22 protein-coding genes are annotated in these 23,683 nt (G+C 69.0%); 13 read left to right on the top strand and 9 right to left on the bottom strand.

Going from position 1 to position 23,683, the window contains the following annotated elements; translation table 11 throughout:
* Positions 1 to 121: 121 nt before the first annotated feature.
* From JS278_RS12175 to JS278_RS12160, 3 genes are all read left to right on the top strand, one after another.
* A complete protein-coding gene (locus JS278_RS12175; RefSeq protein WP_114045423.1) occupies positions 122 to 403 on the top strand; it encodes a DUF3263 domain-containing protein in 282 nt (93 codons plus the stop codon).
* Between the two features lie 278 nt (positions 404 to 681).
* Positions 682 to 2,313 (top strand): chaperonin GroEL, encoded by a 1,632-nt coding sequence (gene groL, locus JS278_RS12165; protein WP_114045421.1) that lies wholly within the window; start codon positions 682 to 684, stop codon positions 2,311 to 2,313.
* A gap of 527 nt (positions 2,314 to 2,840) precedes the next feature.
* Complete coding sequence (locus tag JS278_RS12160; RefSeq protein WP_114045420.1) at positions 2,841 to 3,542, top strand: hypothetical protein; 702 nt, start codon at positions 2,841 to 2,843, stop codon at positions 3,540 to 3,542.
* Between the two features lie 73 nt (positions 3,543 to 3,615).
* Here the strand turns inward: JS278_RS12160 and JS278_RS12155 are convergent, their stop codons facing one another.
* From JS278_RS12155 to JS278_RS15865, 3 genes are all read right to left on the bottom strand, one after another.
* Positions 3,616 to 4,548, bottom strand: a complete 933-nt coding sequence (locus tag JS278_RS12155) for a type IV toxin-antitoxin system AbiEi family antitoxin domain-containing protein (protein WP_114045419.1) — start codon at positions 4,546 to 4,548, stop codon at positions 3,616 to 3,618.
* A gap of 77 nt (positions 4,549 to 4,625) precedes the next feature.
* A complete protein-coding gene (locus JS278_RS12150; RefSeq protein ID WP_181833713.1) occupies positions 4,626 to 5,189 on the bottom strand; it encodes an OmpA family protein in 564 nt (187 codons plus the stop codon).
* Positions 5,190 to 5,229: 40 nt separating this feature from the next.
* Positions 5,230 to 5,814 (bottom strand): hypothetical protein, encoded by a 585-nt coding sequence (locus JS278_RS15865; protein WP_147243203.1) that lies wholly within the window; start codon positions 5,812 to 5,814, stop codon positions 5,230 to 5,232.
* Between the two features lie 322 nt (positions 5,815 to 6,136).
* Between JS278_RS15865 and JS278_RS12140 the strand changes: the two genes are divergently transcribed.
* From JS278_RS12140 to JS278_RS12130, 3 genes are all read left to right on the top strand, one after another.
* Complete coding sequence (locus JS278_RS12140; protein WP_425451510.1) at positions 6,137 to 6,901, top strand: CPBP family intramembrane glutamic endopeptidase; 765 nt, start codon at positions 6,137 to 6,139, stop codon at positions 6,899 to 6,901.
* 47 nt (positions 6,902 to 6,948) lie between these two features.
* Positions 6,949 to 7,635 carry a copper homeostasis protein CutC gene (locus JS278_RS12135; protein ID WP_114045415.1) on the top strand — a complete coding sequence of 229 codons (687 nt, stop codon included), beginning with the start codon at positions 6,949 to 6,951 and terminating at the stop codon, positions 7,633 to 7,635.
* Between the two features lie 72 nt (positions 7,636 to 7,707).
* The gene (locus JS278_RS12130; RefSeq protein ID WP_147243202.1) at positions 7,708 to 8,394 is read left to right on the top strand and encodes a hypothetical protein; all 687 of its coding nucleotides are present in this window, start codon (positions 7,708 to 7,710) and stop codon (positions 8,392 to 8,394) included.
* Positions 8,395 to 8,397: 3 nt separating this feature from the next.
* Here the strand turns inward: JS278_RS12130 and JS278_RS12125 are convergent, their stop codons facing one another.
* Genes JS278_RS12125 through JS278_RS12115 form a run of 3 tightly spaced genes read right to left on the bottom strand, consistent with a single transcriptional unit; the run spans position 8,398 to position 13,062 of the window.
* The gene (locus tag JS278_RS12125; protein WP_114045413.1) at positions 8,398 to 10,053 is read right to left on the bottom strand and encodes a DNA repair helicase XPB; all 1,656 of its coding nucleotides are present in this window, start codon (positions 10,051 to 10,053) and stop codon (positions 8,398 to 8,400) included.
* A 34-nt stretch (positions 10,054 to 10,087) separates the two neighbouring features.
* A complete protein-coding gene (locus tag JS278_RS12120; protein WP_114045412.1) occupies positions 10,088 to 12,235 on the bottom strand; it encodes a helicase-associated domain-containing protein in 2,148 nt (715 codons plus the stop codon).
* Positions 12,235 to 13,062 (bottom strand): hypothetical protein, encoded by an 828-nt coding sequence (locus JS278_RS12115; protein ID WP_147243201.1) that lies wholly within the window; start codon positions 13,060 to 13,062, stop codon positions 12,235 to 12,237. Before JS278_RS12115 ends, JS278_RS12120 begins: the two co-directional genes overlap by 1 nt.
* A gap of 202 nt (positions 13,063 to 13,264) precedes the next feature.
* On the opposite strand from JS278_RS12115, the gene nagB reads away from it, so the two are divergent.
* From nagB to JS278_RS12095, 4 genes are all read left to right on the top strand, one after another.
* On the top strand, positions 13,265 to 14,050 hold the full coding sequence (gene nagB, locus JS278_RS12110; protein WP_114045410.1) for a glucosamine-6-phosphate deaminase: 786 nt from the start codon (positions 13,265 to 13,267) through the stop codon (positions 14,048 to 14,050).
* Between the two features lie 189 nt (positions 14,051 to 14,239).
* On the top strand, positions 14,240 to 14,623 hold the full coding sequence (locus tag JS278_RS12105; RefSeq protein WP_114045409.1) for a cold-shock protein: 384 nt from the start codon (positions 14,240 to 14,242) through the stop codon (positions 14,621 to 14,623).
* Positions 14,623 to 15,453 (top strand): DUF3027 domain-containing protein, encoded by an 831-nt coding sequence (locus JS278_RS12100; RefSeq protein WP_245935105.1) that lies wholly within the window; start codon positions 14,623 to 14,625, stop codon positions 15,451 to 15,453. The genes JS278_RS12105 and JS278_RS12100 overlap by 1 nt, the downstream gene beginning before the upstream one ends.
* A gap of 140 nt (positions 15,454 to 15,593) precedes the next feature.
* Entirely contained in the window at positions 15,594 to 17,447 is a 1,854-nt protein-coding gene (locus tag JS278_RS12095; protein WP_114045408.1) for a vWA domain-containing protein, read from the top strand.
* 9 nt (positions 17,448 to 17,456) lie between these two features.
* Here the strand turns inward: JS278_RS12095 and JS278_RS12090 are convergent, their stop codons facing one another.
* Entirely contained in the window at positions 17,457 to 17,744 is a 288-nt protein-coding gene (locus JS278_RS12090) for a DUF2530 domain-containing protein (RefSeq protein ID WP_114045407.1), read from the bottom strand.
* A gap of 215 nt (positions 17,745 to 17,959) precedes the next feature.
* Between JS278_RS12090 and JS278_RS12085 the strand changes: the two genes are divergently transcribed.
* Positions 17,960 to 19,357: an NCS2 family permease gene (locus JS278_RS12085; protein ID WP_114046306.1), complete on the top strand. Its 1,398-nt coding sequence runs from the start codon at positions 17,960 to 17,962 to the stop codon at positions 19,355 to 19,357.
* A 1-nt stretch (position 19,358) separates the two neighbouring features.
* Here the strand turns inward: JS278_RS12085 and JS278_RS12080 are convergent, their stop codons facing one another.
* Positions 19,359 to 20,027, bottom strand: coding sequence for a DUF7691 family protein (locus JS278_RS12080; RefSeq protein WP_114045406.1), 669 nt, complete (start codon positions 20,025 to 20,027; stop codon positions 19,359 to 19,361).
* 203 nt (positions 20,028 to 20,230) lie between these two features.
* Between JS278_RS12080 and JS278_RS12075 the strand changes: the two genes are divergently transcribed.
* On the top strand, positions 20,231 to 21,220 hold the full coding sequence (locus tag JS278_RS12075) for a hypothetical protein (protein ID WP_114045405.1): 990 nt from the start codon (positions 20,231 to 20,233) through the stop codon (positions 21,218 to 21,220).
* A 7-nt stretch (positions 21,221 to 21,227) separates the two neighbouring features.
* Here JS278_RS12075 and serC read toward each other — a convergent pair whose 3' ends face one another.
* Positions 21,228 to 22,352: a phosphoserine transaminase gene (serC, locus tag JS278_RS12070; protein ID WP_114045404.1), complete on the bottom strand. Its 1,125-nt coding sequence runs from the start codon at positions 22,350 to 22,352 to the stop codon at positions 21,228 to 21,230.
* Between the two features lie 122 nt (positions 22,353 to 22,474).
* Here serC and JS278_RS12065 point away from each other — a divergent pair, with 122 nt between their 5' ends.
* Positions 22,475 to 23,602, top strand: a complete 1,128-nt coding sequence (locus tag JS278_RS12065) for an N-acetylglucosamine-6-phosphate deacetylase (protein ID WP_114045403.1) — start codon at positions 22,475 to 22,477, stop codon at positions 23,600 to 23,602.
* Positions 23,603 to 23,683 lie beyond the last annotated feature (81 nt).

Raw genomic sequence — 23,683 nt, 5'->3', positions numbered from 1 at the left:
GGGGGCCCGGTCTTCGCACCGTCGCGGCGGGCCCGCACCTCAATCATGACAGGTCCGACCCACAACTCCACCGGGTCGTCGGCGCGACGGATCGGGAAGGCCCGCCGAGTAGAATCTCACGGTGACGACGAACAGCCATCAGGATGATCCGGAGGACGGGCTGGCCCCCTCCGACGCCGCGCTGCTGGAGCTGGAGGACGCCTGGCAGCTGGGGCGTCTCAGCGATGACAAGGAGGCCCTCATCCGCGACCGGCTGGGCGTCTCGTCCCCCCGCTACCACCAGCGTCTCAATGAGCTGCTCGACGATCCCGTGGCGGCCTCGCACTCCCCGGCCCTCATCGGCAGGTTGAGACGGGTCCGCGAGCAGCGTCGCGCGGCCCGCTCCGCCGACCGGCTGGAGTGATCGGCCGCCGGACTCCTGCGTGCAGTTGCGGAAACGACTCTTTGCACTCCCTTGGGGCGAGTGCTAAAAATGATGTTGGCACTCGGCTAGTGAGAGTGCCATCGTCGTGATCGGTGTTGCGAGCTCCGGGCACGACGTCGTTTCCGGTGATGAGATCACCAGATCGTCCGTCGCGGGCATCACGGGAGGCGCACATCACGGGGTCGGCGGATCCCGTCACATGCAGACCTGACGTCCAGGGCCCAGTGGCCCACCGGAGCGGAGGACTCCCCACAAACATGGCTAAGCTCATCGAATTCAACATCGAGGCCCGCCGCGGGCTGGAGAAGGGTATGAACACCCTCGCCGACGCGGTCAAGGTCACCCTCGGCCCCAAGGGCCGCAACGTCGTCCTGGAGAAGTCCTGGGGCGCCCCGACCATCACCAATGACGGCGTCTCCATCGCCAAGGAGATCGAGCTCGACGATCCCTACGAGAAGATCGGCGCCGAGCTGGTCAAGGAGGTCGCCAAGAAGACCGACGACGTCGCCGGAGACGGCACCACCACCGCCACCGTGCTGGCCCAGGCCCTGGTTCGCGAGGGTCTGCGCAATGTGACGGCCGGAGCCAACCCGATGAGCCTCAAGCGCGGCATCGAGAAGGCCGTCGAGGCCATCAGCGCCAAGATCTCCGAGCAGGCCATCGACATCGAGACCAAGGAGCAGATCGCCGCCACCGCGTCGATCTCGGCCGCCGACGCCACCGTCGGCGAGGTCATCTCCGAGGCGATGGACAAGGTCGGCAAGGAAGGCGTCATCACCGTCGAGGAGTCCAACACCTTCGGGCTCGATCTCGAGCTCACCGAGGGCATGCGCTTCGACAAGGGCTACATCTCCGGGTACTTCGTCACCGACACCGAGCAGATGGAGACCGTCCTCGACGATCCCTACGTCCTCATCGTCAACTCGAAGGTCTCGAACCTGAAGGATCTCCTTCCGGTTCTGGAGAAGGTCATGCAGTCGGGCAAGCCGCTGCTGGTCATCGCCGAGGACGTCGAGGGCGAGGCCCTGGCCGGCCTCATCGTCAACAAGATCCGCGGCACCTTCAAGTCCGTCGCCGTCAAGGCCCCGGGCTTCGGCGATCGCCGCAAGGCCATGCTGGCCGACATCGCCATCCTCACCGGTGGCGAGGTTGTCTCCGAGGAGGTCGGCCTGTCCCTGGACGCCGTCACCCTCGACCTGCTGGGCAAGGCCCGCTCGGTGCGCGTCACCAAGGACGAGACCACCATCATCGACGGTGCCGGGGACTCCGAGCAGATCGCCGGCCGGGTCACCCAGATCCGCAACGAGATCGAGAACTCCGACTCGGACTACGACCGGGAGAAGCTCCAGGAGCGTCTCGCCAAGCTGGCCGGCGGCGTGGCCGTCATCAAGGTCGGCGCGGCCACCGAGGTGGAGCTCAAGGAGCGCAAGCACCGCATCGAGGACGCCGTGCGCAACGCCAAGGCCGCCGTGGAGGAGGGCATCATCCCCGGAGGCGGTGTCGCCCTGATCCAGGCCGCGAAGGCTGCCGATGTCCCCGGCCTCGAGGGCGATGAGGCCACCGGTGCGCAGATCGTCTTCGACGCCTGCACCGCGCCGCTCAGGCAGATCGCCGTGAACGCCGGCCTCGAGGGCGGCGTCGTCGCTGAGAAGGTCGCCGGGCTGCCTGCCGGAGAGGGCCTCAACGCCGCCACCGGCGAGTACGTCAACATGGTCGACGCCGGGATCATCGATCCCGCGAAGGTGACCCGTTCCGCCCTGCAGAACGCGTCCTCCATCGCGGCTCTGTTCCTCACCACCGAGGCCGTCATCGCCAACAAGCCCGAGCCCGTCAAGGCTCCCGCCGGCGGCGACATGGACGGCATGGGTGGCATGGGCGGGATGATGTGATCCTGTTCTGAAAGGCGAGGGGCGACCCCCTTCGAACCCCCGGCGGTGGCTCTGCGTGACGCGATTCTGCGGCGCAGGGCCACCGTCCTCGTCTTCCCCAAGGGCACTGTCGAGTTGATGTTGGTCATTCCACATCAACTCGACACTGCCCGAGAGCCTCGGGTGCCGCCGCCCCGCGTCCTCCGAACTGGGGATTCCTCGTTGTGATGGTTCTCAATAGCGTGAGAGCCATGACCTCGGGTGACCCTGACGTGGGTGTCAGCATTCGCTTCCTCCCAGCTCCTGGCTGGCCTGTTCCTCCCGATCCGAGCTACCTGCCGCCTCAAGGGTGGGCACCCGATCCATCATGGCCTCCTGCTCCGGCGGGCTGGGCGTTCTACGTGGATGCCGCTGGGCAGCCGGTCGTCCCGCCGCAGAGAGCCTGGGCTCCTCCGATGGTTCGGGTGGCTCCCTCGGCATACGGGGCTCCGGTCGTCACAGTGTCGTCTCCCGCCTCGCCGGTGAAGTCACACCGAACGCGCGCGATCATGCTGGTGATCGTGGGGACCCTGGTGCTGGCTCTGGCCGGCGCAGGGGCGTGGTGGTACTGGCCGGGAGGGCCCAAGCTGAAGGCGGAGGATGCGAGCCGAGTGTTCACGACCGGACTCGGCGGGATCAGGAATCAGGGCGCGGCCGTCAGCGGAGCCACGCTGGTGAAGAACTCCCTGGACAGCGACGATGCTCAGACCGCAGGTCTGGGGGAGGATCATGCCTGTCGGGACAATGACCTGAGGTCTCAGCTGCAGAGCGAAGGCATGGGAAAAGCAATCGCCTATCAGGAGTTCGGCACCGACGCCACAGTGAAGTACTCGCGACAGGCCAGCGAGACATCTGGATCGTTGGTGGCGTTCGGCACGCGCAATGATGCCAAGTGGTTCTGGCGCAGCGCCTGCACGCTGGGTGACCGTACCCGGGATGCGCGGGGCGCGGCCTGGGGCGGAACGTACTCCTTCAGATCCACTCGGGATGGCAGAGGAGGCATGTGGGAGGTGTACCGCGTCGCGGAGCGCGGTGATCAGGATCCGGGTCTTGGCACCATCGAATGCCGCGTCTACTACGCGAACTACGTGGCCTCTGTTGATTTCTTCTACATGAGCGATGGATCAGGGAGCTATTTCCCGGCGATCTCCCAGGTCGACTGTGCCGCGTTCATGAACGACCTCAAGCATCGCGTCAGGCAGTTGTCCTGACGAGCCTGAGGAATCCGAGCTGTGTCGAGTTGATGTCCGTCATTCCGCATCAACTCGACAGATCCCGGGCCCGTCAGGCGATGTGCAGGCAGTCGGGGCACCGCTGGGGCAGGCCGTCCCAGCCGCGCATTCGAAGGACATCTGCGACCCGGGCCGCAACCTCGCACGGGCGCTGGGCGACATCGGACCATCCGAAGCGGAGGGTCACGAACCCGAGGAGGAGGTGCTTCGAGTCCCGCCATGCGTCGCGTACCTCACCGTCTCCCCGGTGCCCCAGTTTCCCATCCAGTTCCGAGATGGTGCCGTACTCCTGGTAGACCACGTCCGAGGCGGTGCCCGACGACACCGATTTCTGTCGGCGACCCGTCGGAAGCCCGTGCGCCTGCTCGACGTCGCGCCGGTACCGGGCCTCCAGGGCACTGTTGGAGCCGTCGGAGATGACCTCGAGGCACTCCCTGATGAGCTTGCGGTTCCTCAGGTTGGGTGTCCGATCCAGCGCGGCGAGGATCCGGTCCGGGGTGGTGAGCCACCCGCCGACCGCCTTGCCGATCCACGAGGTGATGCCGTCCGGGCCGCAGGCCGCGCACAGATCGAGGACCGTCTCCTCGACGCTCAGATGCGGAGGATTGCCCCGCGAAGCCCGGATGCCACGGTGGAAGTCCCAGGGGCTCGGTGCAGCCCGTCGGCGGTACGAGGCCGCGCGCGGTGCCCAGATGTCGATCGTCTCGGGCTGAGGCGAAATGCCGAGTTGATGGGCCGCTGCCAGTCCGCCCACTGTCGACCCCGGCCCGCCGATGAGGACCCCGGCCCACAACAACTGCTCCCACCCGATCTCCCCCGTGCTGTAGATGCCGCGCGCGAGGTGCTTCCAACGCCCGGTCTCGACCAAACCCCGGATCCCGGTATGGGTCAGGCCCGCCTCAAGGGCTTGGCCTCGACTCACCACGCCGCTCTGGAACCGGGCGATACTCATGAGCTGTGCCGGGACCACTGTCCGAGCCTTCATGGCAGCTCCTCCTCCCGAACTCCTCGCGCTCTGTCGAGTTGATGCGGGTCATTCCGCATCAACTCGACAGAGCCCGCTCAGGATTTCTCGTAGTGGATCTCCACGCGGCGATTCCTGGCTCGTGCCGCCTCGTTCTCGTTGGGCACCAGGGGATCGGCCTCGCCCCTGCCGATGCTGGTGATCCGGTACCCGGGCAGCTGTGGTTCCAGGACCGCCCGAACCGCCGCGGCCCGGGACCGCGACAGCGCCAGGCCGTGCTCCTCGGAACCCAGGTCGTCGGTGTAGCCGTTGATCGTCACCGCGCCCGGCCCACGCTTCTTCAGCTCGGCGGCGATCTGGGACAGCCGACTCGAGACCTGCGGCCGGATCACCGCCGAGTCCTTGGCGAACAGGACATTGGCGTTGAGTCGGACGTCGTAGGCGCGCTCCGAGGTCCTCTCCTCGGCCACGTCGCCGAGGTCCCGGGTGACCGGCACGAGGCTCACGGTGCGCGATCGCAGGTCGACCGTCGGGAATGACGCCGGCTCCCCGAGAGGATCGGGGGTCTGCGTCCGTGCGGGGAGCGATGCGCCGGGTGCCGCCATCGCATCCTCCGTCCTCGTACCTGCCACGACGCCGAGCCCGGCACTGAGCACGATCACGAGGCCCGCCACGGCAGCAGCTCTCGCCGGGGCCGACCGGTCAGACCAGCGGGACGCCATGGTAATTCCCGAAGTTGACGACCTGCACATCGACGGCGGTTGTCGATGCGGCGGGAGCCCCGAACAGGCACGAGACGATGATGACGTCGCCGGTCTCCACGTTGTCGATGGCGGGGCTGCACAGCGGCTGCTTCTCGGAATCCTCGGCAGGCAGGTAGGCCCTGCCCTCCTCGCGGGCCACGAGAGTGAACCCGGCAGGTGCGGGATCGGTGATCGTCCGGGTCCGGCTCAACGGGGAGAGGAACCCCTGGACGTCGGTGGTCGCCTTCTCAATGGTGAGCCTGGCGGTCAGCGTCGCGACCTTTCCGGAGCGGCGGATCGGGAAGAGCTCGAGCTTCATCGCCGTGTCGTCGAGGGTTGCCCTCCGCTCGGCGAAGGCGTCTCCCAGCGGATCCCCGGTCGCCGCGGCCGAGGGCGAAGAGGCTGATGCGGGCGCCGTAACCCGAGTGGAGCCACCCGGGGGAGATGCGTCACGCGAGGAGCAGCCGGCCAGAGAGATGCCCGACAGGGCGGTGAGGAGGGCGATGATGAGCAGTGCAGCGGGGGATATTCGTGTGCGATCCATGGCGGGAAGCTATGCGCTGGCTCTTCGAGGAGGGAAGGTCCTGTGAATGCGACGATAGAAAACACGTCAGTAGTATCAATACACGCCATATCCAGCGGCAGAAACGGGGATGAACGAGAGAAACTTCGCCAGTGGTCGGGTGGGAACCCCGGCGCCCCACCAGAAAGCGGTACCGCAGCGGCCTGGCGATACTGTGCGTGCTGTGACGTCACTCCGGAAGAGCAGCCTCGCCACGCCCACTGACCGGTTCCTCGCCGGTGCCGGCCCCACCCACCCTGTGCTGGCCGTCATCCTCGGCGCGGCCTTCATCGCCGTGGGTCAGATGGTCGTGGCGCTCCCGGTTCAGCTCATCGCCCCTCACCTGTCGGCCACCGCGTCGGGGATCGCCCTGCTCTGCTCATTCATTCCGGTGTGGATCCTCATCTGGGCGTGGCTGAGATTCGCCGAGCACCGCCCGCCGAGGAGCATCGGACTGGCGGGACGCCGTGCCGACATCCTTCTGGGAATCGGCATCGCCTTCCTCATCCTCATCGTCGACGCCGTGGCGATGGCGGCCTGCGGGCAGGTCCGCTTCCACTGGTCGGGGATGAGGCCGGCCGCGCTGGCGGGCGTCGTCGGACTCCTCGTTCTCTTCGCGATCCAGGGATCGGCGGAGGAAGCGGCGATCCGCGGTTACCTCATGCAGACGGTGGCCGCCCGGTGGGGGGTCTGGGCGGGGCTGGTGGCTCAGGCGGTGATCTTCGCGGTCCTGCACGGCTCCAATCCGGGCGTCACCCCGGTCGCGCTGGGCAATGTGGCGGCCTTCGGGGTGATGCTCGGGCTGCTCGTGCTGTGGCGCGGCGACCTGTGGGCGGCGATGGGATTCCACGCCGTGTGGAACTGGGCCCAGGGCCTGGTGCTGGGCTTCGACGTCTCGGGCCTGGGTTTCGGAGGATCGGCCCTCACCCAGACGCCCGCCGCAGGATCGTCCGTCACTCTCACCGGTGGCTCCTTCGGCGCCGAGGGGTCGGTCATCACCCTCATCGTCCTCGTCGTGCTCATCGTGGCCCTGGGGTGGGCCTGGCGGCGCAGCCTTCGAGCCCGCTGACGGCGCGTCCGGGCACGTGAGGCCGCCCGGAGCGGCAGGATTGGTCCATGGCACTGCTGGAGGTGATCTGCCGCCACGAGCACGATGCCCGGAGAGCCGCCGAAGGAGGGGCCGACCGGATAGAACTGCTGGGCTCGTTGACCGACGGCGGGATGTCGCCCGAGCCCGCTGTTGTGGCCAGGGCCGTCTCGGCCGTCGACATCCCGGTGCGACCGATGGTGCGGTTGCGCGAGGGGTTCAGCACCGACGGTGGAGAGCTCAGCAGGCTGCGCGGTCTCATCGAGAGCTACCTGGACACCGGCGCCGAGGGCGTCGTGATGGGATTCCTGAACGCCGACACGGAGGTTGACGTCGACGTCATGAGGCTGTTGGCCGGCACCCCGCCCTGCCGGTGGACCTTCCACCGCGCCATCGACGCCACCCTGCGTCCGCGCAACGCCTGGGCCACGATCATGCAGCTGCCCGGGGTCGACCAGGTGCTCACCGCCGGCTCCTCCCGCGGCGTGGAGCACGGCCTGGACGAGCTCATCTCCATGGCCCGCTCGAGCCTCAGGGCCGCCGAGCTCATGATGGCCGGCGGCGGCCTGGCTCCCGAGCACGTCCCCTGGCTCATGAGAGCGGGTGTGCGGGCCTTCCACATCGGCCGGCCGGCCCGTCCTCTCGGCTCCTACAAGGCCTGGGTCGACGTCGGCCTGGTGCATTCCTGGCGCACTCTCCTGGACTCGCTGGACTGATCGGCACCCGCACCTGTCCCCCGAACTGGGTGCTGTGCAGGCAGCGTGGTCTGTGGTCGCATGGGGTGTGTGATGAGAAGACTCTGTGCCCTGGCGGCGATGGCTCTGGTGATCTCGGCGGCGGGTTGCGGGAACCAGGACGCGGATGCCTCTGACACCCCCAGCCCGGCGCCTTCGACATCGTCGGTGCTGGTGCCGACACCGACACCGGCTCCCAAGGTCTCCAGGACCAGCGCGACAGCCACCGACACCACGCCGACCGCTGAGGACACGAGCACTCCCACTCCGGCCGAACCTGAGACCGGGCAGACCGGCCTTCCCGACGGATTCAGCCACCAATGGGAACTGCACGGTCTATCGCTGATCATCAGGGACAACGGAACTGCCGAGTCCGCCTCCCGTACCTATGACATGGACGGATGCGGCGGCGACGAGTGCCTGACCGTCATGGAGTTCGCCGTGACCACCATGTCCGACAGCTCGGTCAAGCTCACCGTGACACGCACCTACAGGGCGCCCTGGGACAAGACCGACAGTGAGGACGGCGGGCTGAGGCCAGGAACGACGACCTACCCGTCCAAGGATTCCACTGTCGCGGTCGGCGACTACTACACGCTCACGGAACAGGCGGACGGGAACGCTCTCACGACCCTCTACGCATCCAGTGGCGCAGAGAAGCCGACGAAGAAGTTCAACGGCCTGGGCACCCCGTGGATCTGTACCTCGCAGACCCACGACCCGTCGAAGTGCGGCGCCTGACCCTCAGCCCTCGTTGATCCGGTCCAGCTCCCCGCCGTCGACGATCCGGTAGGAGTACCCCTGCTCGGCGAGGAAGCGCTGCCGGTGGGCGGCGAAGTCGGCGTCGACGGTGTCGCGGGAGACCACCGCGTAGAACCGTGCCACCAGGCCGTCCTTTGGGCGCAGCAGCCGGCCCAGCCGCTGGGCCTCCTCCTGGCGCGAACCGAACGCTCCCGACACCTGGATGGCCACCTCGGCGCTGGGCAGGTCGATCGAGAAGTTGGCCACCTTGCTCACCACGAGCAGACTGATCTCGCCGTCGCGGAACTGCTGGTAGATCTTCTGGCGTCTCAGCGACGTCGTCGCCCCCGTGATGATCTCGCAGCCCAGCTCGTCGGCGAGTTCCTCCAACTGGTCGACGTACTGTCCGATCACCAGGGTGGGCTGTCCGCGGTGGCGCTCCACCAGATCGCGCACCACGGAGTTCTTGGAGGCCAGGGTGGAGGCCATCCGGTAGCGGACGTCGGGCTCGGCCAGCGCGCAGGCCATCCGCTCGTCCTCGGTGGGGTTGACCCGCACCTCGACGCAGTCGGCCGGTGCGATCCAGCCCTGGGCCTCGATCTCCTTCCACGGGGCGTCGTAGCGCTTGGGTCCGATGAGGGTGAAGACGTCCTCCTCGTGGCCGTCCTCGCGCACCAGGGTGGCGGTCAGCCCCAGACGCCGGCGGGCCTGCAGGTCCGCGGTCATCCGGAACACCGGGGCCGGCAGCAGATGCACCTCGTCGTAGATCACCAGTCCCCAGTCGCGGGCCTCGAAGAGCTCCAGATGGGGGTGGACGCCGTGCCTCTTGGTGGTGATCACCTGGTAGGTGGCGATGGTGACCGGGCGCACCTCCTTGCGCGATCCCGAGTACTCGCCGATCTCGTCGGCGGTCAGGGAGGTCCGGCGCACCAGCTCGTCCTTCCACTGGCGCGCCGAGACGGTGTTGGTCACCAGGATCAGGGTGGTGCACTGCGCCAGCGACATCGCCGTCGCGCCGACCATCGTCTTGCCGGCCCCGCAGGGAAGCACGACGACCCCCGAGCCACCGTCCCAGAAGGACTCGGCCGCGACCCTCTGGTAGGGGCGCAGCGCCCAGCCCTCCTCGCGCAACTCGATGTCGTGATGCTCGCCGTCGACATACCCCGCCAGGTCCTCGGCCGGCCAGCCGAGCTTCAGGAGGGCCTGCTTCAGGGTGCCCCGCTGAGACGGGTGGACGACCGCGGTCTCCTCGTCGATCTGGTCGCCGACCAGGCCGCGCACCGACTTGGAGCGCAGCACCTCGGTGAGCACCGCCTTGTCGGTGGAGACCAGCACCAGCCCCTGAGTGGGGTGCTTCTCGATCCGCACCCGGCCGTAGCGGCCCATCGTCTCGGTGACGTCGACCAGCAGCGAGGAGGCCACCGGGTAGCGCGAGTAGCGCATCAGGACGTCGACCACCTGTTCGGCGTCATGGCCGGCGGCTATCGCGTTCCACAGTCCCAGAGGGGTCAGCCGGTAGGTGTGGATGTGCTCGGGAGCGCGTTCGAGTTCTGCGAAGGGCGCGATGGCATGACGGCACTCATCGGCCAGCGGGTGGTCGACCTCGAGCAGGAGAGTGCGGTCGGACTGAACAATGAGGGGTCCGGGAGTCTGAGGCATCGCCTTCCAGTATCCACCTGACCGCAACGCCGGATCAGGAGGCCGGTTCCTGGGAGCCGGGGGAACCGACCTCGCGGGCCGAGCGCACCCGGGGCACCGGGATGAGGACGACGCCGCCCCCTCCTCGCCGTACGCATCTCATCGCGCCCTTGGCCAGCGCCATCACCCGGACGGTCTCGGTGACGCTCGTGCCGTCGTCGCGCACCCAGGTGACCTCCACCCAGTCGCCGGCCGCCTGGGCGCGGTGGAGCAGCGCCAGCACCCGGCGGGAGTCGGTGAATCCGGGCTGGGCCGAGAGCGATTCGGCCACCGTCTTCGCATCCGGGCCGCTCACCTCCGGCATCGGCTCGGAGGCCCGCGTCCGGGGTGGGGCGGGGGTGTTGAAGACATCGCCGTGGGAGTCGCGGGCCACCGGGCTGAGCCCCAGCCTGTGCAGGATCGTCAGGACGGTGTCCGGTTCGGCCTGGCAGATGAGCACCGACGGGGAGATCCTGCGCAGTCCGAGATCGGCGGCCCCGGGGCTGCGCAGCAGGGTCTCGACCAGGCTGGGGTCGTCCACCTCGAGGACGCTGGCCGCGGTCGCCACCGACACCCGGCCGTGATCGCGCACGACGTCGGCCAGCAGCACCTCCAGCCCCTGCGGCACCCCCGAGATCGAGTGCTCGGCCCACCAGGCGCGCACCCGGTCGCCCGTCCAGCCGGCGTCCAGGCCGCGTCGCAGGCTGGCGGCGGTGAATCGACGCACGCCGGCCACCCCGGTGGACTCGCGCTCGGCGAGCAGCGCCAGCTCGGCGGCGACCGGGGGAGTGAGCGGCCCGGGCGCCACCGCGGTGAGATCCGACTGGAGGATCACCGATTCCTGGCGCTCGGGCATCCCCGGATCGTCCTCGGCCTCGACCAGGCTGCTGCGCGCGCCCAGCGCGGTGAGCCCGACCATCGCGCACTCGTCCACCACGGCGGTCAGCTCGGCGCGCGCCTCCTCGACAGGCCAGGTGGGATGACGCCACGCCAGCCTGGCGATCACCGTGTCGACTGTGACCGGGGTTCCCGGGGCGGCGGTCGCCAGTTCGGCCAGCACCTGCTGACGCCATGCCCTGGCGGTGGCCGGGGCGGGGGCGTCGAGACTGTTGGTCACCGCCCCGGGGGTCTGCGGCAGCAGGGTCCAGGCCGTGCGCAGGGATCTCCACTGGTCCCACAGGGAGCTCTCGCGCCAGTGGTCGGCCGTGGTGGTCGGCAGCCAGCCACGACCGTCCGCGGCGATGAGCCCGGCCGCCACGGCCAGCGCCAGGTACAGCCAGCCTGTGTCTCCCCTGGCCACCCTGGACAGGGCCCGGGTGGCGTCGCGTTTGGCCATCCCCCCGGAGGCGAGCCGGGCGGGGACGATCGTCTCGACCGCCTCCAGAAGCGCCGACATCGCGCTGACGGCCTCCAGAGCGGTGCCCAGGGCGGCCGAGTCCGACCTCGCGGGGGCGACGGGCCCCGGCCAGTCCGGCGCCTGTGGCCGGGCGGGCTCGCGGAACAGCGCGCCGTGACGCAGCACCAGAGCCACCTCGCGGGGCAGGACGACGGTCTCGTCGTCGACCGGATGGAGCAGGCGGTGGGCCAGAGCCAGATCGACGGGAGACTCCGCGGTGGCCGCGGCGACCGCCCTGCGGGCATGGGGAAGATGCCCGGTGGGGGACCACAGCAGGCGCTGGAGGACGGTGCCGGCCTTCGGGCCCGCCTCGGCCAGATGACGTCGGATCTCGTCCTCGGACAGGGGGGCGGTCGACGCCGGGGCCAGGCCCGCCGGAGCCGGCCCCAGGATGCTGGCGGCGGCCCCGACCAGGTGGACGCGGTCCTCGTCCTCCAGCACCAGCGCCAGGTCGAGGAGGTGGTCGAGGGCCGCGTCGAGGTCTGCCCGGGACGGTGCCGTGGAGTCCCCGGGACGCAGCAGGCCGTCGGCCAGATCGTCGGTGGTGACGTCGCCCAGAGCGGCGATCGCCACCACGACCTGGTACTGCCAGGCGTTCAGCCTGTCCAGGGCGGCCCGCGCCGAGGCCTGGGTGGAGGCGCGCTCGGCGAGTTCGGCCAGCGATCTGGGAGCCGGGTTCGCCAGATCCGGGCGCAGGTCGAGGAGCCGGGTCATCTGATCGGTGTCCATCGATCGGATGACCGATGCAAGAGTCGTGGTCGACGTCATCAGCGAGGACTCTCCCGGGTCGGGCGCGGCGTGAGACGCCGGTCGGTGATGAGCAGGGTGATCGCCAGCAGACAGATGTCGGCGATCCAGGAGGCCCACCCGAGTTGGTTCCAGGCGCTTCGGGTGGGGCTTCCGACGGCGGCCAGGAGCACCACGGCGACGGTCGCCGGGATGAACGCGCGCATCAGAGCCCGCTGCGACAGCGGATGCCGCCAGGCGAAGTACCAGGCGACCAGCAGCGCCGGGAATGACAGCCAGGTGCTCACGCAGCCGAGGACCAGGGAGGTCACGAGGCCCCAGCCCGAGCCCCGGCACAGCGCTCCCAGCGATCGGTCTCCGGGCTGGGCCGGAAGCTGGCCGAAGAGCCCCGACTCGTGGGCGGCGCCCAGGGACATCATGGGCATCGTGCGGACTGCCGGAACGGGGGTGAGATCGTCGGGAGGAGCCCAGGAGCAGGCGTCTGCGGGGCCTGCTGCGGGACGGCCGCCGGCTCCGTGACCAGAGGTGATAATCGGCCGGTGCGGGTCGGCGGCTCCTTCTGATCGGCCCCATGCGCTCGCGGGATCCGCGGTGGCGAAGGCCTGGCGTGGGTCGCGCCGGGAGCCGGCGCGGGGCACCAGATCCGCCAACGGCGTCTGGGCCGGCGGCGTCTGATAGGAGGACGGCGGATCGAGAGGACGACCGGCTGCGGGATCGTCGACCGGTGGCGCGGGTTCCAGTGGAGCGACCCGTGGCATCGCGAAGGCGACGGGCGGCTCGGCGGCCCCGACGACGTCGACAAGCGCGGCACCGGGGCCGGACAACTCCCTGCTCGACGCACCAGACATGGCCTCAATACTAGGGATCGGCTGCGCAGGAGATGCCGGGAGGCGTCGATCAAGGCCCCGACGGCCGTCACGGAAGGTGCCAAACGCTCACCAGACTGGGCGTTCCGCGCAGCGAGGATGGTCGCTTCGCTCACCGGATGTATCGGCTGGCGGGGTCGGTGACTAGCCTCGATGATCACAACGTCACCACAAGGGGGCTCCCATGGAGGTCATCATCTGCCAGGACGCCGGCGAGGCCGGTCGCAGGGCTGCGCGCCGGATTGCCGCAGTCCTGTCGAGGACCGACGAACCGGTGCTCGGAGTAGCGACCGGAAGTACCCCGCTGCCGACCTACCGCGCCCTGGCCGAGCTTGTCGACGCAGGTGATCTGGACACCTCCCGGGTCACCGCCTTCGCTCTTGACGAATATGTCGGGATGCCCGTCGACGATGAGCGGAGCTATGCCGACACGATCCGGCGCACAGTGACCGAACCGCTCGGTCTGGATCCCGCCTCGGTACACGTCCCCGACGGAATGGCCGAGAACCTGGTGGCCGGCTGCCAGGCCTACGAGGACGCGATCCGCGAGGCCGGCGGCGTCGACGTCCAGATTCTCGGAATCGGCGGCAACGGCCACATCGGGTTCAATGAGCCCACCTCCTCCTTCGCCTCGCGGACCCGGCTCAAGACCCTGGCGCCCCGCACCCGCCAGGACAACAAGAGATACTTCGCCGAGGGCGAGCGGGTCCCCACCCACTGCGTCACCCAGGGACTCGGCACGATCATGGATGCGCGCCACGTCCTGCTGTTGGCCAACGGCGAGAAGAAGGCCGAGGCCGTAGCCGCGGCCGTGGAGGGGCCGGTCAGCTCGATGTGCCCGGCTTCGGTCCTCCAGCACCATCCCCATGCCGTCGTGATCCTCGACGAGGCGGCGGCGTCCAGGCTGCGGCTGGCCGACTACTACCGATACATCTGGGACAACAAGCCGGAGGAGTACCTGGAGTTCTGACACCTGGGCGGATCGGGGCCTGTCGGATCGGGTGAAAGGTCGCGGTGGAGTTGTGTCACCGGGCCGGTTAGGCTTGCTCTGATCTACAGACAGACTTCGATCGCGCCGTCGTCGAGGCCCTCGGCCTCGACGACGGTGATTCGTCTCAGCCGAGACGTGCGATTGCACAGGAAGAGGAGTGAGCCAGCGATGCCAACCGGGAAGGTGCGTTTCTACGACGCCGCCAAGGGGTTCGGTTTCCTGACCAAGGACGGCGGGGGAGATGTCTACGTCAACGCCTCCGCGCTGCCGAGCGGCACCGCCGCCCTGAAACCCGGCCAGAAGGTCGAGTTCGGTGTGGTGGAGGGACGTCGTGGCGAACAGGCGCTGTCGCTGCGGCTGCTCGAGGCTCCTCCCCCCCTGTCCAAGGCGTCGCGGAAGAAGCCCGATCAGATGGCTGTCATCTGCGAGGACCTCATCAAGATGCTCGACCGGATGGGGAACGGGTACCGTCACGGTCACCACCCCGATCCTCGGACCTCCTCGAAGGTCGCCAAGATGTTGAGGGCTGTCGCCGACGAGCTGGAGTTGTGATGCCTGATCTGTTTGCCGAGAAGACCACCGAAAAGGCGAGCGCGCCGGTACGCCGGCGCGCTCCCGCCAGGCCGAAGCCGGATCCCACCATCGCGAAAGCGGTGGATCAGGCCCGGGCGGCGGCCGAGTTCCAGGCCGGTGACTTCGGTGTGGGCGAGTACCTCGGCGCGGTGCCGGAGGGTGATCGGGTGCTGACCCACCTCTTCGACTGCCCTCACCCCGGATACCGGGGCTGGAGATGGGCCGTGACGATGGCGCGCGCCCTGCGCGGCCGCACGGTCAGCGTCGACGAGGTCGTGCTGGTTCCCGGTGACGACGCCATGCTGGCCCCCGCCTGGGTGCCGTGGAGCGAGCGCCTGGAGGGCGGCGACATCACCCCCGGCGCCCTGCTGCCGACCCCGGACAACGATCCCCGGCTGGAGCCGGGTTACTCCGGCGGTGAGCTGGCGGCCGACGAGGACCCCGCCGAGTGGTCGGCCGCCCGCGCGGTGGCCTCCGAACTGGGTCTGGGCCGTGAGCGTGTGCTGTCGCGGGAGGGGCGCGATCAGGCCGCGGAGCGGTGGCTCGAGGGATCGTCGGGCCCTGGCGACTCCTTCACCAAGCACGCCCCGGGGCAGTGCCAGACCTGCGGTTACTTCGTCCGGCTGTCGGGCGGCCTGGGGCGGCTCTTCGGAGCCTGCACCAATGAGTACTCGCCCTTCGACGGCAAGATCGTCGAGATCGAGCACGGCTGCGGCGGGCATTCCGACGTCGCGGAGAAGAATCGCGGCATCGAGCTTCCCGAGCCGGTCTACGACACGATCTCGGTGGACTCGTCGCTGTTCGACTGACCTGACAGGTCCGGTTCCGCCCGGAGTCATCCTCGCGGTGTCGGGCTGCCCGTGAGAGAACGGCGTCGCGCCCCGAACAGGGGACACGGTGTTATGTGATTCCGCTGTCGAAAGGCTTCGCATCTCCCTACGTTGCTGCCATGAGACGTACATGGTTGGCCGCCGTCGTCGCCGCGTCGGTTCTGCTGGCAGGATGCTCCTCCTTCGGCGGGACGTCGGCGGCCCCGGCCAGCGGTTCCGCGCAGACGTCGGGGCCGGGGCGGGCATCCGCCCCGGTCGCGGCAGCGAGCCCGACGCCGCAGAAGCCCGGCAACTACGTGCTCATCATGGATGCCTCGGGTTCGATGCGGAAGACGGACGTCGGGACGGGGACCAGGATGACGGCCGCCCAGGCGGCGGCCTCGACGTTCGTCGGCTCCCTGCCGAAGGGATCCCGGGTCGGTCTGGTGACCTACGGCGACAAGACTCTGGAGGAGGCTCCGAAGTCCGCGGGCTGCACGGATGTGACGACGGCGGTGCCGCTGGGCGCGGACATGGCCGGCGTCACTGCGGCCGCGAAGGCTCTGAAACCGGTCGGCTGGACGCCGATCGGCAAGGCCCTGCAGACAGCCGCCGCACAGGCTAAGGGCCGGCCCCTCAATGTCGTGCTCATCACCGACGGCGAGGACACCTGCGCACCACCGGACCCCTGCGACACGGCGGCATCCCTGGTCGGGAGTGACGTCGGGCTCACCATCTCCGCCATCGGCCTCAAGACCTCCTCCGACCAGCTGACCTGCGTCGCCACCAAGGGAAAGGGCTACTTCGTCACCGCCAGCAACTCCAACCAGCTGGCCAGGCGTCTGGAAGCCCTGCGCGATCCGGCCGCGGCGGCGAGGACACTGTCGCCCTCGGGGGTGCGGTCGATCACCCCGGGGCAGCTGGCGGACGACATCCGCAAGGCCCACCCGGACTTCCCCGCGGTCTCCTCCGGCACCCAGGTCAGGGTGGTGTGGGGCGGCTGCACCTGGGTCTTCAGTGCCAAGGGGGTGCTGTTGTCGATCGAGCTGGGTGATGCCGGATCGACGATCGACGGCCTGGCGGTGGGGGATGCCGCCTCGGCCCTGTCGGTGCTGGGGACGGCTGTCTCCACGTCGACCACCAGTGGCGTGGAGACCCGGATCTACCCTGCCGACGAGAGACTCGGCCTGGGGTGGAAGGTGCAGATCAAGGACGGGAGGATCATCACGGTCGTGCTGTGTACCTGCCTCACCGGCACCTGCCCGCCCTCGGCCGATCAGGTGCGGAAGGCGGCAGGAGAGCCGGAAAGCACCAGAATTGGCAAGGTCGATTGTGTGGCCGATGGCACGTGGGCCATCACCGCAGGGACGTTCGGACCGATGAAGAACGCTGGCTGGCTGATCCTCCAGAAGACTGGGCCGTCATGGACACTGGCCTCCCGGATCACCAGTACTGCTGGATGCAGCCGGATCTCCGCCGATGCCCCCCTTGCCGAGCTGAGGGCCCACATGCCCGGAATGTGCGACCTCGCATGGGGGCCGGCGATCATCAAACAGGCTCCCATCACCATGAACGGCATCGGCGACCTCAGACTCGGGGCGGACGGCTCAGACCTCGAGCAGCGCGGGCTGGCCACGGCCACTGACGGGCAGTGCGATGCGAACTACATCACGGTGACCAGGCTGGATGGGAGCGTCGCCGGTGATTTCAGAGGCTCTCGGCTGACCGGCTTGTGGGTCCGTGACACGGCGATGAAGACCACGGCAGGGGCGCATGTCGGGATGAGCGTCTCAGAGGTGCAGAGGTTGTACGCGGGCAAGCTGCGTTCGAGCACCCATCAGGGCGACATGTCACCGATCAAGACGCTCGTGTACACCTACGGAGGCAGGATCCTGGAGTTCAGCTACTCCGACTCCGGCACAGGAGCCGATACGTCCAGCGTCAACGGCATCTACGTGAGTTTCAGCGACATACCGTTCAAGCACGGCTGCTGACGGTGCTGATCAGCTCTCCGCCCCCAGCTTGCGACGGCGTCTGCGGATGTACAGGACGCCGACGATGCCGAGCACCGCTCCCGTCAGGCAGATCCACAACCAGTCCCCGTAGCCCGCGGCGCGCAGCGCGTCGAGCTTGATCCAGCAGGCCACGAAGGCCACCAGGAAGGCCGCGGTGCCGATGATCGCGCCGGTCAGGCCGTCCTCATCCAGCGGCGGGACGGTCGCCTGGACCAGACCGTGCGAACGCTCCTGCGCGGGTCCCGTCGCATCGTCCTGGTCGTCGTTGGAGTCCATCCGGCCATGGTAGGGCCTCGCACCCAGCTGCCCGGACGACGTCCACCCCCCACTCGTAACACGATCGATCGCCGATGGTCCGTAGGATGCTGCCCGTGTCAACCACCTCCACAGCTCCTGATTCCGGTAGCAGGATCGACCGTTGGTTCGAGATCACGCAGCGGGGATCCACCCGCGGTCGTGAGGTTCGCGGCGGTCTGGTCACCTTCTTCACGATGGCCTACATTCTCGCTCTCAACCCGCTGATCATCGGTACGGCCGCCGACAAGAACGGCAAGCTTCTCAACGGCGCACCCAAGTTTCTGGACGCCGCCGGCAAGACCCTCAACGAGACCGCGATCGATCAGAACAAGATGATGGTCCTGGCCGCCACCGCCCTGATCGCAGGGATCATGACGATCCTGATGGGTGTGTGGGGCCGGTTCCCCCTCGGTATCGCCGCGGGTCTGGGCATCAACTCCCTGCTGGCCTACTCGGTCGCGCCCACCATGACCTGGCCCCAGGCCATGGGACTGGTCGTCTGGGAGGGCGTCCTCATCTTCCTCTTCGTCGTCACCGGCGTCCGCGAGATGATCTTCCGGGCGGTGCCTCGCTCCCTGCGAGCCGCGATCGGCGTCGGCATCGGCATGTTCGTGGCCTTCGTCGGGCTCGTTGATTCCGGCGTCATCCGGGCCGGCTCCGGAACACCGGTCCAGCTGGGCATCGCGGGCTCCCTGGAGGGCTGGCCCATCGCCGTGTGCGTGCTCGGCTTCCTGCTGGTCGCCATCCTGTACATGCGCAAGGTGCGCGGCAGCATGCTCATCGCCATCGCGGCGGTCTCGGTGCTCGCGGTGATCATCGAGGCCGTCGCCAAGATCGGCCCCCATGTCGGCGACGACAACCCGACCGGCTGGGCCCTCAACGTGCCCCGCCTGCCGTCCGCCTCGAGCTTCACCTGGCCCGACCTGTCGCTGATCGGGAAGGTGGATCTGGTCGGCGGTTTCCTCAAGGACGGCCACTTCAACCTGGCCACCTTCCTCAGCGTCCTGCTGATCGTCTTCTCCCTGATGCTCGCCGACTTCTTCGACACCATGGGCACCGTGGTGGCGATCGGCTCCCAGGCCGGCCTCAATGACGCCCAGGGGAATCCGCCCCACCTCAAGGAGATCCTCATGGTGGACTCCCTGGCGGCCGTGGCCGGTGGCCTGGGTTCGGCCTCCTCGGCCACCGGGTTCGTGGAGTCGACGGCCGGCGTCGGCGAGGGCGCCCGGACCGGCCTGGCCTCGGTCACCACCGGCGTGGCCTTCCTGGTGGCCATGTTCATCTCCCCGATCATCACGATGATCCCCTCGGAGGCCGCCGCCCCGGTGCTCGTCTTCGTCGGATTCCTCATGATGGCCCAGGTGAGGGAGATCGACTGGAACGACATCGCCGAGGGGGTGCCGGCCTTCCTCGCGATCGTGTTCATGCCTTTCGCCTACTCCATCACCGTGGGCATCGGCGCGGGCTTCATCGTGTACTGCATCACGAAGCTGGCGGTCGGCAAGGCGCGGCTCGTCCACCCGATCCTGTGGGTGGTCTCGGCCCTGTTCGTCATCTACTTCGCTCAGGGCCTCCTGCTGGGGTTGCTCTGACTCAGGCCAAGGTCGTGGGATTCGCGTGCCAGACGACCAGCAGGTCGGGGGCCGGGCGACCGGCCCCCGGCGCCTCCGCGCTCCACTCGCAGAACTGCGCCAGGAAGTCGACGAGTTGCTCCACCATTGCGGTGTGCTGCTCGTCGACCCGGGCGGCCACCGCGGACAGCGCCTCATGGGTGGCGGCCACATGCGCTGATCTGGCGTAGCCGGTGCGCATGTCGGGGGCCGGCCGGAGCGGGATCTGCGGGTCACCCGACAGGAGCCTGCGCAACGACAGCTCGGACGGCAGCCCGGCACGCGCCAGAACGAACTCGAGATCGTCGATCTCGTCGGGGCCCAGACTCAGACTCGTGGTGCCCCAGGACAGTTCGCACAACCACAGATCGAGCACCCGCCAGCACCGCGACAGCCGCTCGGGGGGCGCATACCGGCCGGCCAGCAGATCCTCGACGTCGCCGGGGGTCGGGAATCCCGGAGGCAGGACGGGGGCGTCGGGGTCGGTGCGGGTGAGGGGTACCAGACGCGACCACAGCCCTCGCCGCCGGGGAGCGGGCACGCTGAACTTCGCCCGCGCGCACTCGCGCAGCCTGTCTGCCAGCGCATCATCGGCCCCGAAGATGTCTCGAACTTCGTCGATCGAGATGGCGTGAAGTCGGAACTCACCCATGCCGCCAGCCTACTGGCACACCCGGGTGCCGCATGCGGTGCGGGCTATCGTGGGGCTCCGTGAATCCCCGTTCCCGTCAGCATGTCGTCACCGCAGCCCTGATTCTCATCGTGCTGCTGGTGGTCGTGGGTGCCCTGATCGGTCGCTGACGAGTGGACATGGCACGATTGGAGACCATGACGTCCCCGTCCCACGATCGCCCCATGACGACGCTCCGGCTCCGGCACAGGTTGCGCGGTGCAGCGGTCTCGGCCATCTGCGCCGTCTGCGCCTTCGGCCTGACCGTCGCCCCGGCCGCCGCCGCTCCCAAGGACGTCACGATCTCGGTTCCGGGGATGTCGACGCCGGTGGGGACGGCCGCGGACACCGGGAACGACCGGTACTGGGTGACCGACGGCCGGCCCGCCTCGACCAGCTCCCTCATCGCGGTCGACCAGTCCGGGAACCGCACCGCCAAGGTCTCCTGGCAGGCGCAGGTGCAGCACGTCCAGGCTCTCTCCTGGGCCGCGGGTTCGCTCTACGTCGGCGATATCGGCGATCCCGACAGCAGCCGGGACTCCATCCAGGTGCTCAGCCCACTGACCACCGACGGGGACTCGGCGTCGTGGAAGGCATGGGATCTCGGCTATCCGGACGGTGCCCATGACGCCGATGCCATGGCCGTGAGCCCCAAGGGGAATATCTACATCATCACCAAGGGCCCCTCCTCGGCCGTCTACCGGGCTCCGACCTCGCTCAGCCGCTCCGGACAGAACCGGATGACGAAGGTGGCCGACGCGCCGGCCGGAATCACCGATGCCGTCTTCCTGCCCGGCGGGAAGACGGTGGCAGTGCGCACCGCCTCCCAGGTCCTGGTGCTCGACGCCTACAAGTGGACCACCAAGGCGTCGGCCCCGCTCGCCTCATCCGGGGGCGACTCGCTGAGCGTCGATCTCGACGGCAAGGGACTGCTGGCCGGCCAGAAGACGGCGAAGCTGACCGGCGTCGACGTGCCGACCGGGCAGAGTCCCTCGGCCACGCCGAAGGCCTCGGCGTCCTCGGCCTCCGCGCCGTCAGCCACCACCGGTTCCGCCTCCTCGACCGACCAGGACTTCTCCGTTGAGCGATGGGGCACCGCTCTCGCGCTGGCCGGAGCCGTCGTGATGGCCCTGGTGGCCGGCGTCGTCGTCCACCGGGCCGGCCGGCGCCGCTGAGAGCGTCTCAGCGGCGCCGGATCCTCTCCAGGAGCCAGTCCAGGCAGGCCGTCAGAGCCTCCACGTCGGCGGGATCCACCGCCGAGAAGGTGCCCACCCGGATCTGGTTGCGGCCCAGCTTGCGGTACGGATCGATGTCGACGATGCCGTTGGCCCTGGCGATCCGGCACAGTTCCTCGGCATCGATGCTGCGGTCCAGGTCGATGGTGACGACGACCGGGCTGCGCAGTCCGGGATCGCGCACGAAGGGGGCGGCCAGGGGGTGGTCCTCGGCCCACCGGTAGAGGATCCCCGAGGAGGTCGCCGTGCGGTGCGCCGCCCAGTTCATGCCGCCGCGATCGAGCAGCCAGCGCACCTGGGCCTCGAGCATGGTGAGAGTGGCCAGCGCCGGGGTGTTGACGGTCTGGTCGGCCTGGGAGTTGTCCACCGCCATCGAGAGATTGAGGATGTCGGGCACCCATCGTGCCGACGAGGTGAGATCGGCGGACCGTGCCAGCGCCGCCGGGGACAGGAAGGCCACCCACAGCCCGCCGTCCGAGGCGAAATTCTTCTGCGGCGAGAAGTAGTACGCATCGACCTCGGCCATATCGGCGTTGACGCCGCCCGCCGCGGAGGTGGCGTCGATGAGGACCAGGGAGTCCTCGTCGATGTCGACGGGGCGAGCGACCGGGGCGATGACACCGGTGGAGGTCTCGTTCTGGGCCCAGGCGTAGGTGCCGACGCCGCGCACCGCGGTGGGCAGCGCCAGGGAGCCGGGGGTGGCCTCGAAGATCGCCGGATCGGCCAGGTAGGGGGCCGCCTGGAGGGTTCTGGCGAATTTGCGGGAGAACTCGCCGTAGACGCCGTTGGCGCTGCGGTGGCGTACCAGGCAGGCGGCCGCCATCGCCCAGAAGAGGGTGGCGCCGCCGTTTCCCAGGGCCACCTCGTAGCCGGCGGGGAGGTGGTACAGCTCGGCGAGCCCGGACCGGATCGAGGACACCAGGTGCTTGACGGGGGGCTCGCGGTGGGAGGTCCCCATCACCGAGTCGGGCCCTGCCAGACTCTCCAGCACCTCGCGGCGGATGCGCGAGGGCCCCGATCCGAATCGGGCGTCGGCGGGAAGAAGGTCGGCCGGGATGATCAGCTCAGACATGGCTGGATTCTCTCAGGTGCGCCGGGTCTTGTCGGCCTGTCCAGCAGATGACTTCCGATCTCCCCATGAACCGGGGGTGCGCCTGTGGAAGAATTGCGGCGCGAGCACCACCGGAGGTCAGCATGATCATTTCTTCCCGCCATGTCCTCAATCCCGACGGTTCCGTCGAGCCGGCCACCATCACGGTCGACGGCGAACGGATCAGCGAGGTGGCCCGCGGGGTCGCCGATCCCGAGCATCTCGTCGACGAGTGGGTGCTGCCCGGCTACGTCGACACCCACTGCCACGGGGCCGCCGGTGTGAGCTTCGTCGACACCGATCATGACGCGGTGGTTCGCGCCATCGAGTACCACCGCAGCCAGGGCAGCACGACTCTGTTCGCCAGCACGGTCGCCGAGGAGATGGACGATCTGGTGGATCAGATCGGCCGGCTGCGCGGGCTGGTGGACGAGGGCGAGCTCGACGGCATCCACCTGGAGGGCCCCTTCCTGGCCGCCTCGCGCAAGGGCGCCCACGATCTGAATCTGCTTCGCGAGCCCGCCCCCGCGCGGGTCTCGCGACTGATCGACGCCGGTGGTCCGGCGCTGCGGATGATCACCCTGGCCCCCGAGCTGCGCTACGGCATCGAGGCCACCGGGACCGTCGCCGCCGCGGGGGTGCACGCCGCCTTCGGGCATTCCGACGCCGACGCCGCGACCGCCAGGGACGCCGTGGACGCGGGGGTCGACATCGTCACCCACCTGTTCAACGCCATGGCGCCGATCCACCACCGCAAGCCGGGCCCGGTGCCGTGGATGCTCACCGATCCCAGGGTGATGTGCGAGCTGATCTGCGACGGGGTGCATGTGGCTCCCGACGTCATCCGGATGGTGGTGCAGGCCGCGGGGACCGATCGCGTCGGACTGGTCACCGACGCCATGAGCGCCACCGGCCAGCCCGACGGCGATTACATGCTCGGCAGTCTTCGGGTCCGGGTCATCAACGGCGGCGCCCGTCTTCTCAACGACGACGGATCCCTGGGGGCCATCGCCGGCTCCACCCTGACTCTTGGGCGTGCCGTGGAGTTCCTCGTCACCAGGGTGGGCATTCCGCTGGCCGAGGCGGCGACCATGGCGTCGGCCACCCCGGCCAGCTGGCACGGCCTGGACGCGGGCCGGATCGAACCCGGCGCCCGGGCCGATCTGTGCCTCACCACCGGCTCGGGGCATCTGGAGCGGGTCCTGCGCGCCGGCCGGGAGGTTCCGCGCTGAACCCTTGCGGCGCTGGGCGAACCCGGGCGCGCAGGCCGGGCTCATGTCGCAGGGACGTGGGATGATCGGTACTCCCTGGGC

It is taken from the genome of Acidipropionibacterium virtanenii (genome assembly GCF_003325455.1).
Classification (GTDB): domain Bacteria; phylum Actinomycetota; class Actinomycetes; order Propionibacteriales; family Propionibacteriaceae; genus Acidipropionibacterium; species Acidipropionibacterium virtanenii.
This window is presented reverse-complemented; position numbering and strand designations above follow the sequence as displayed.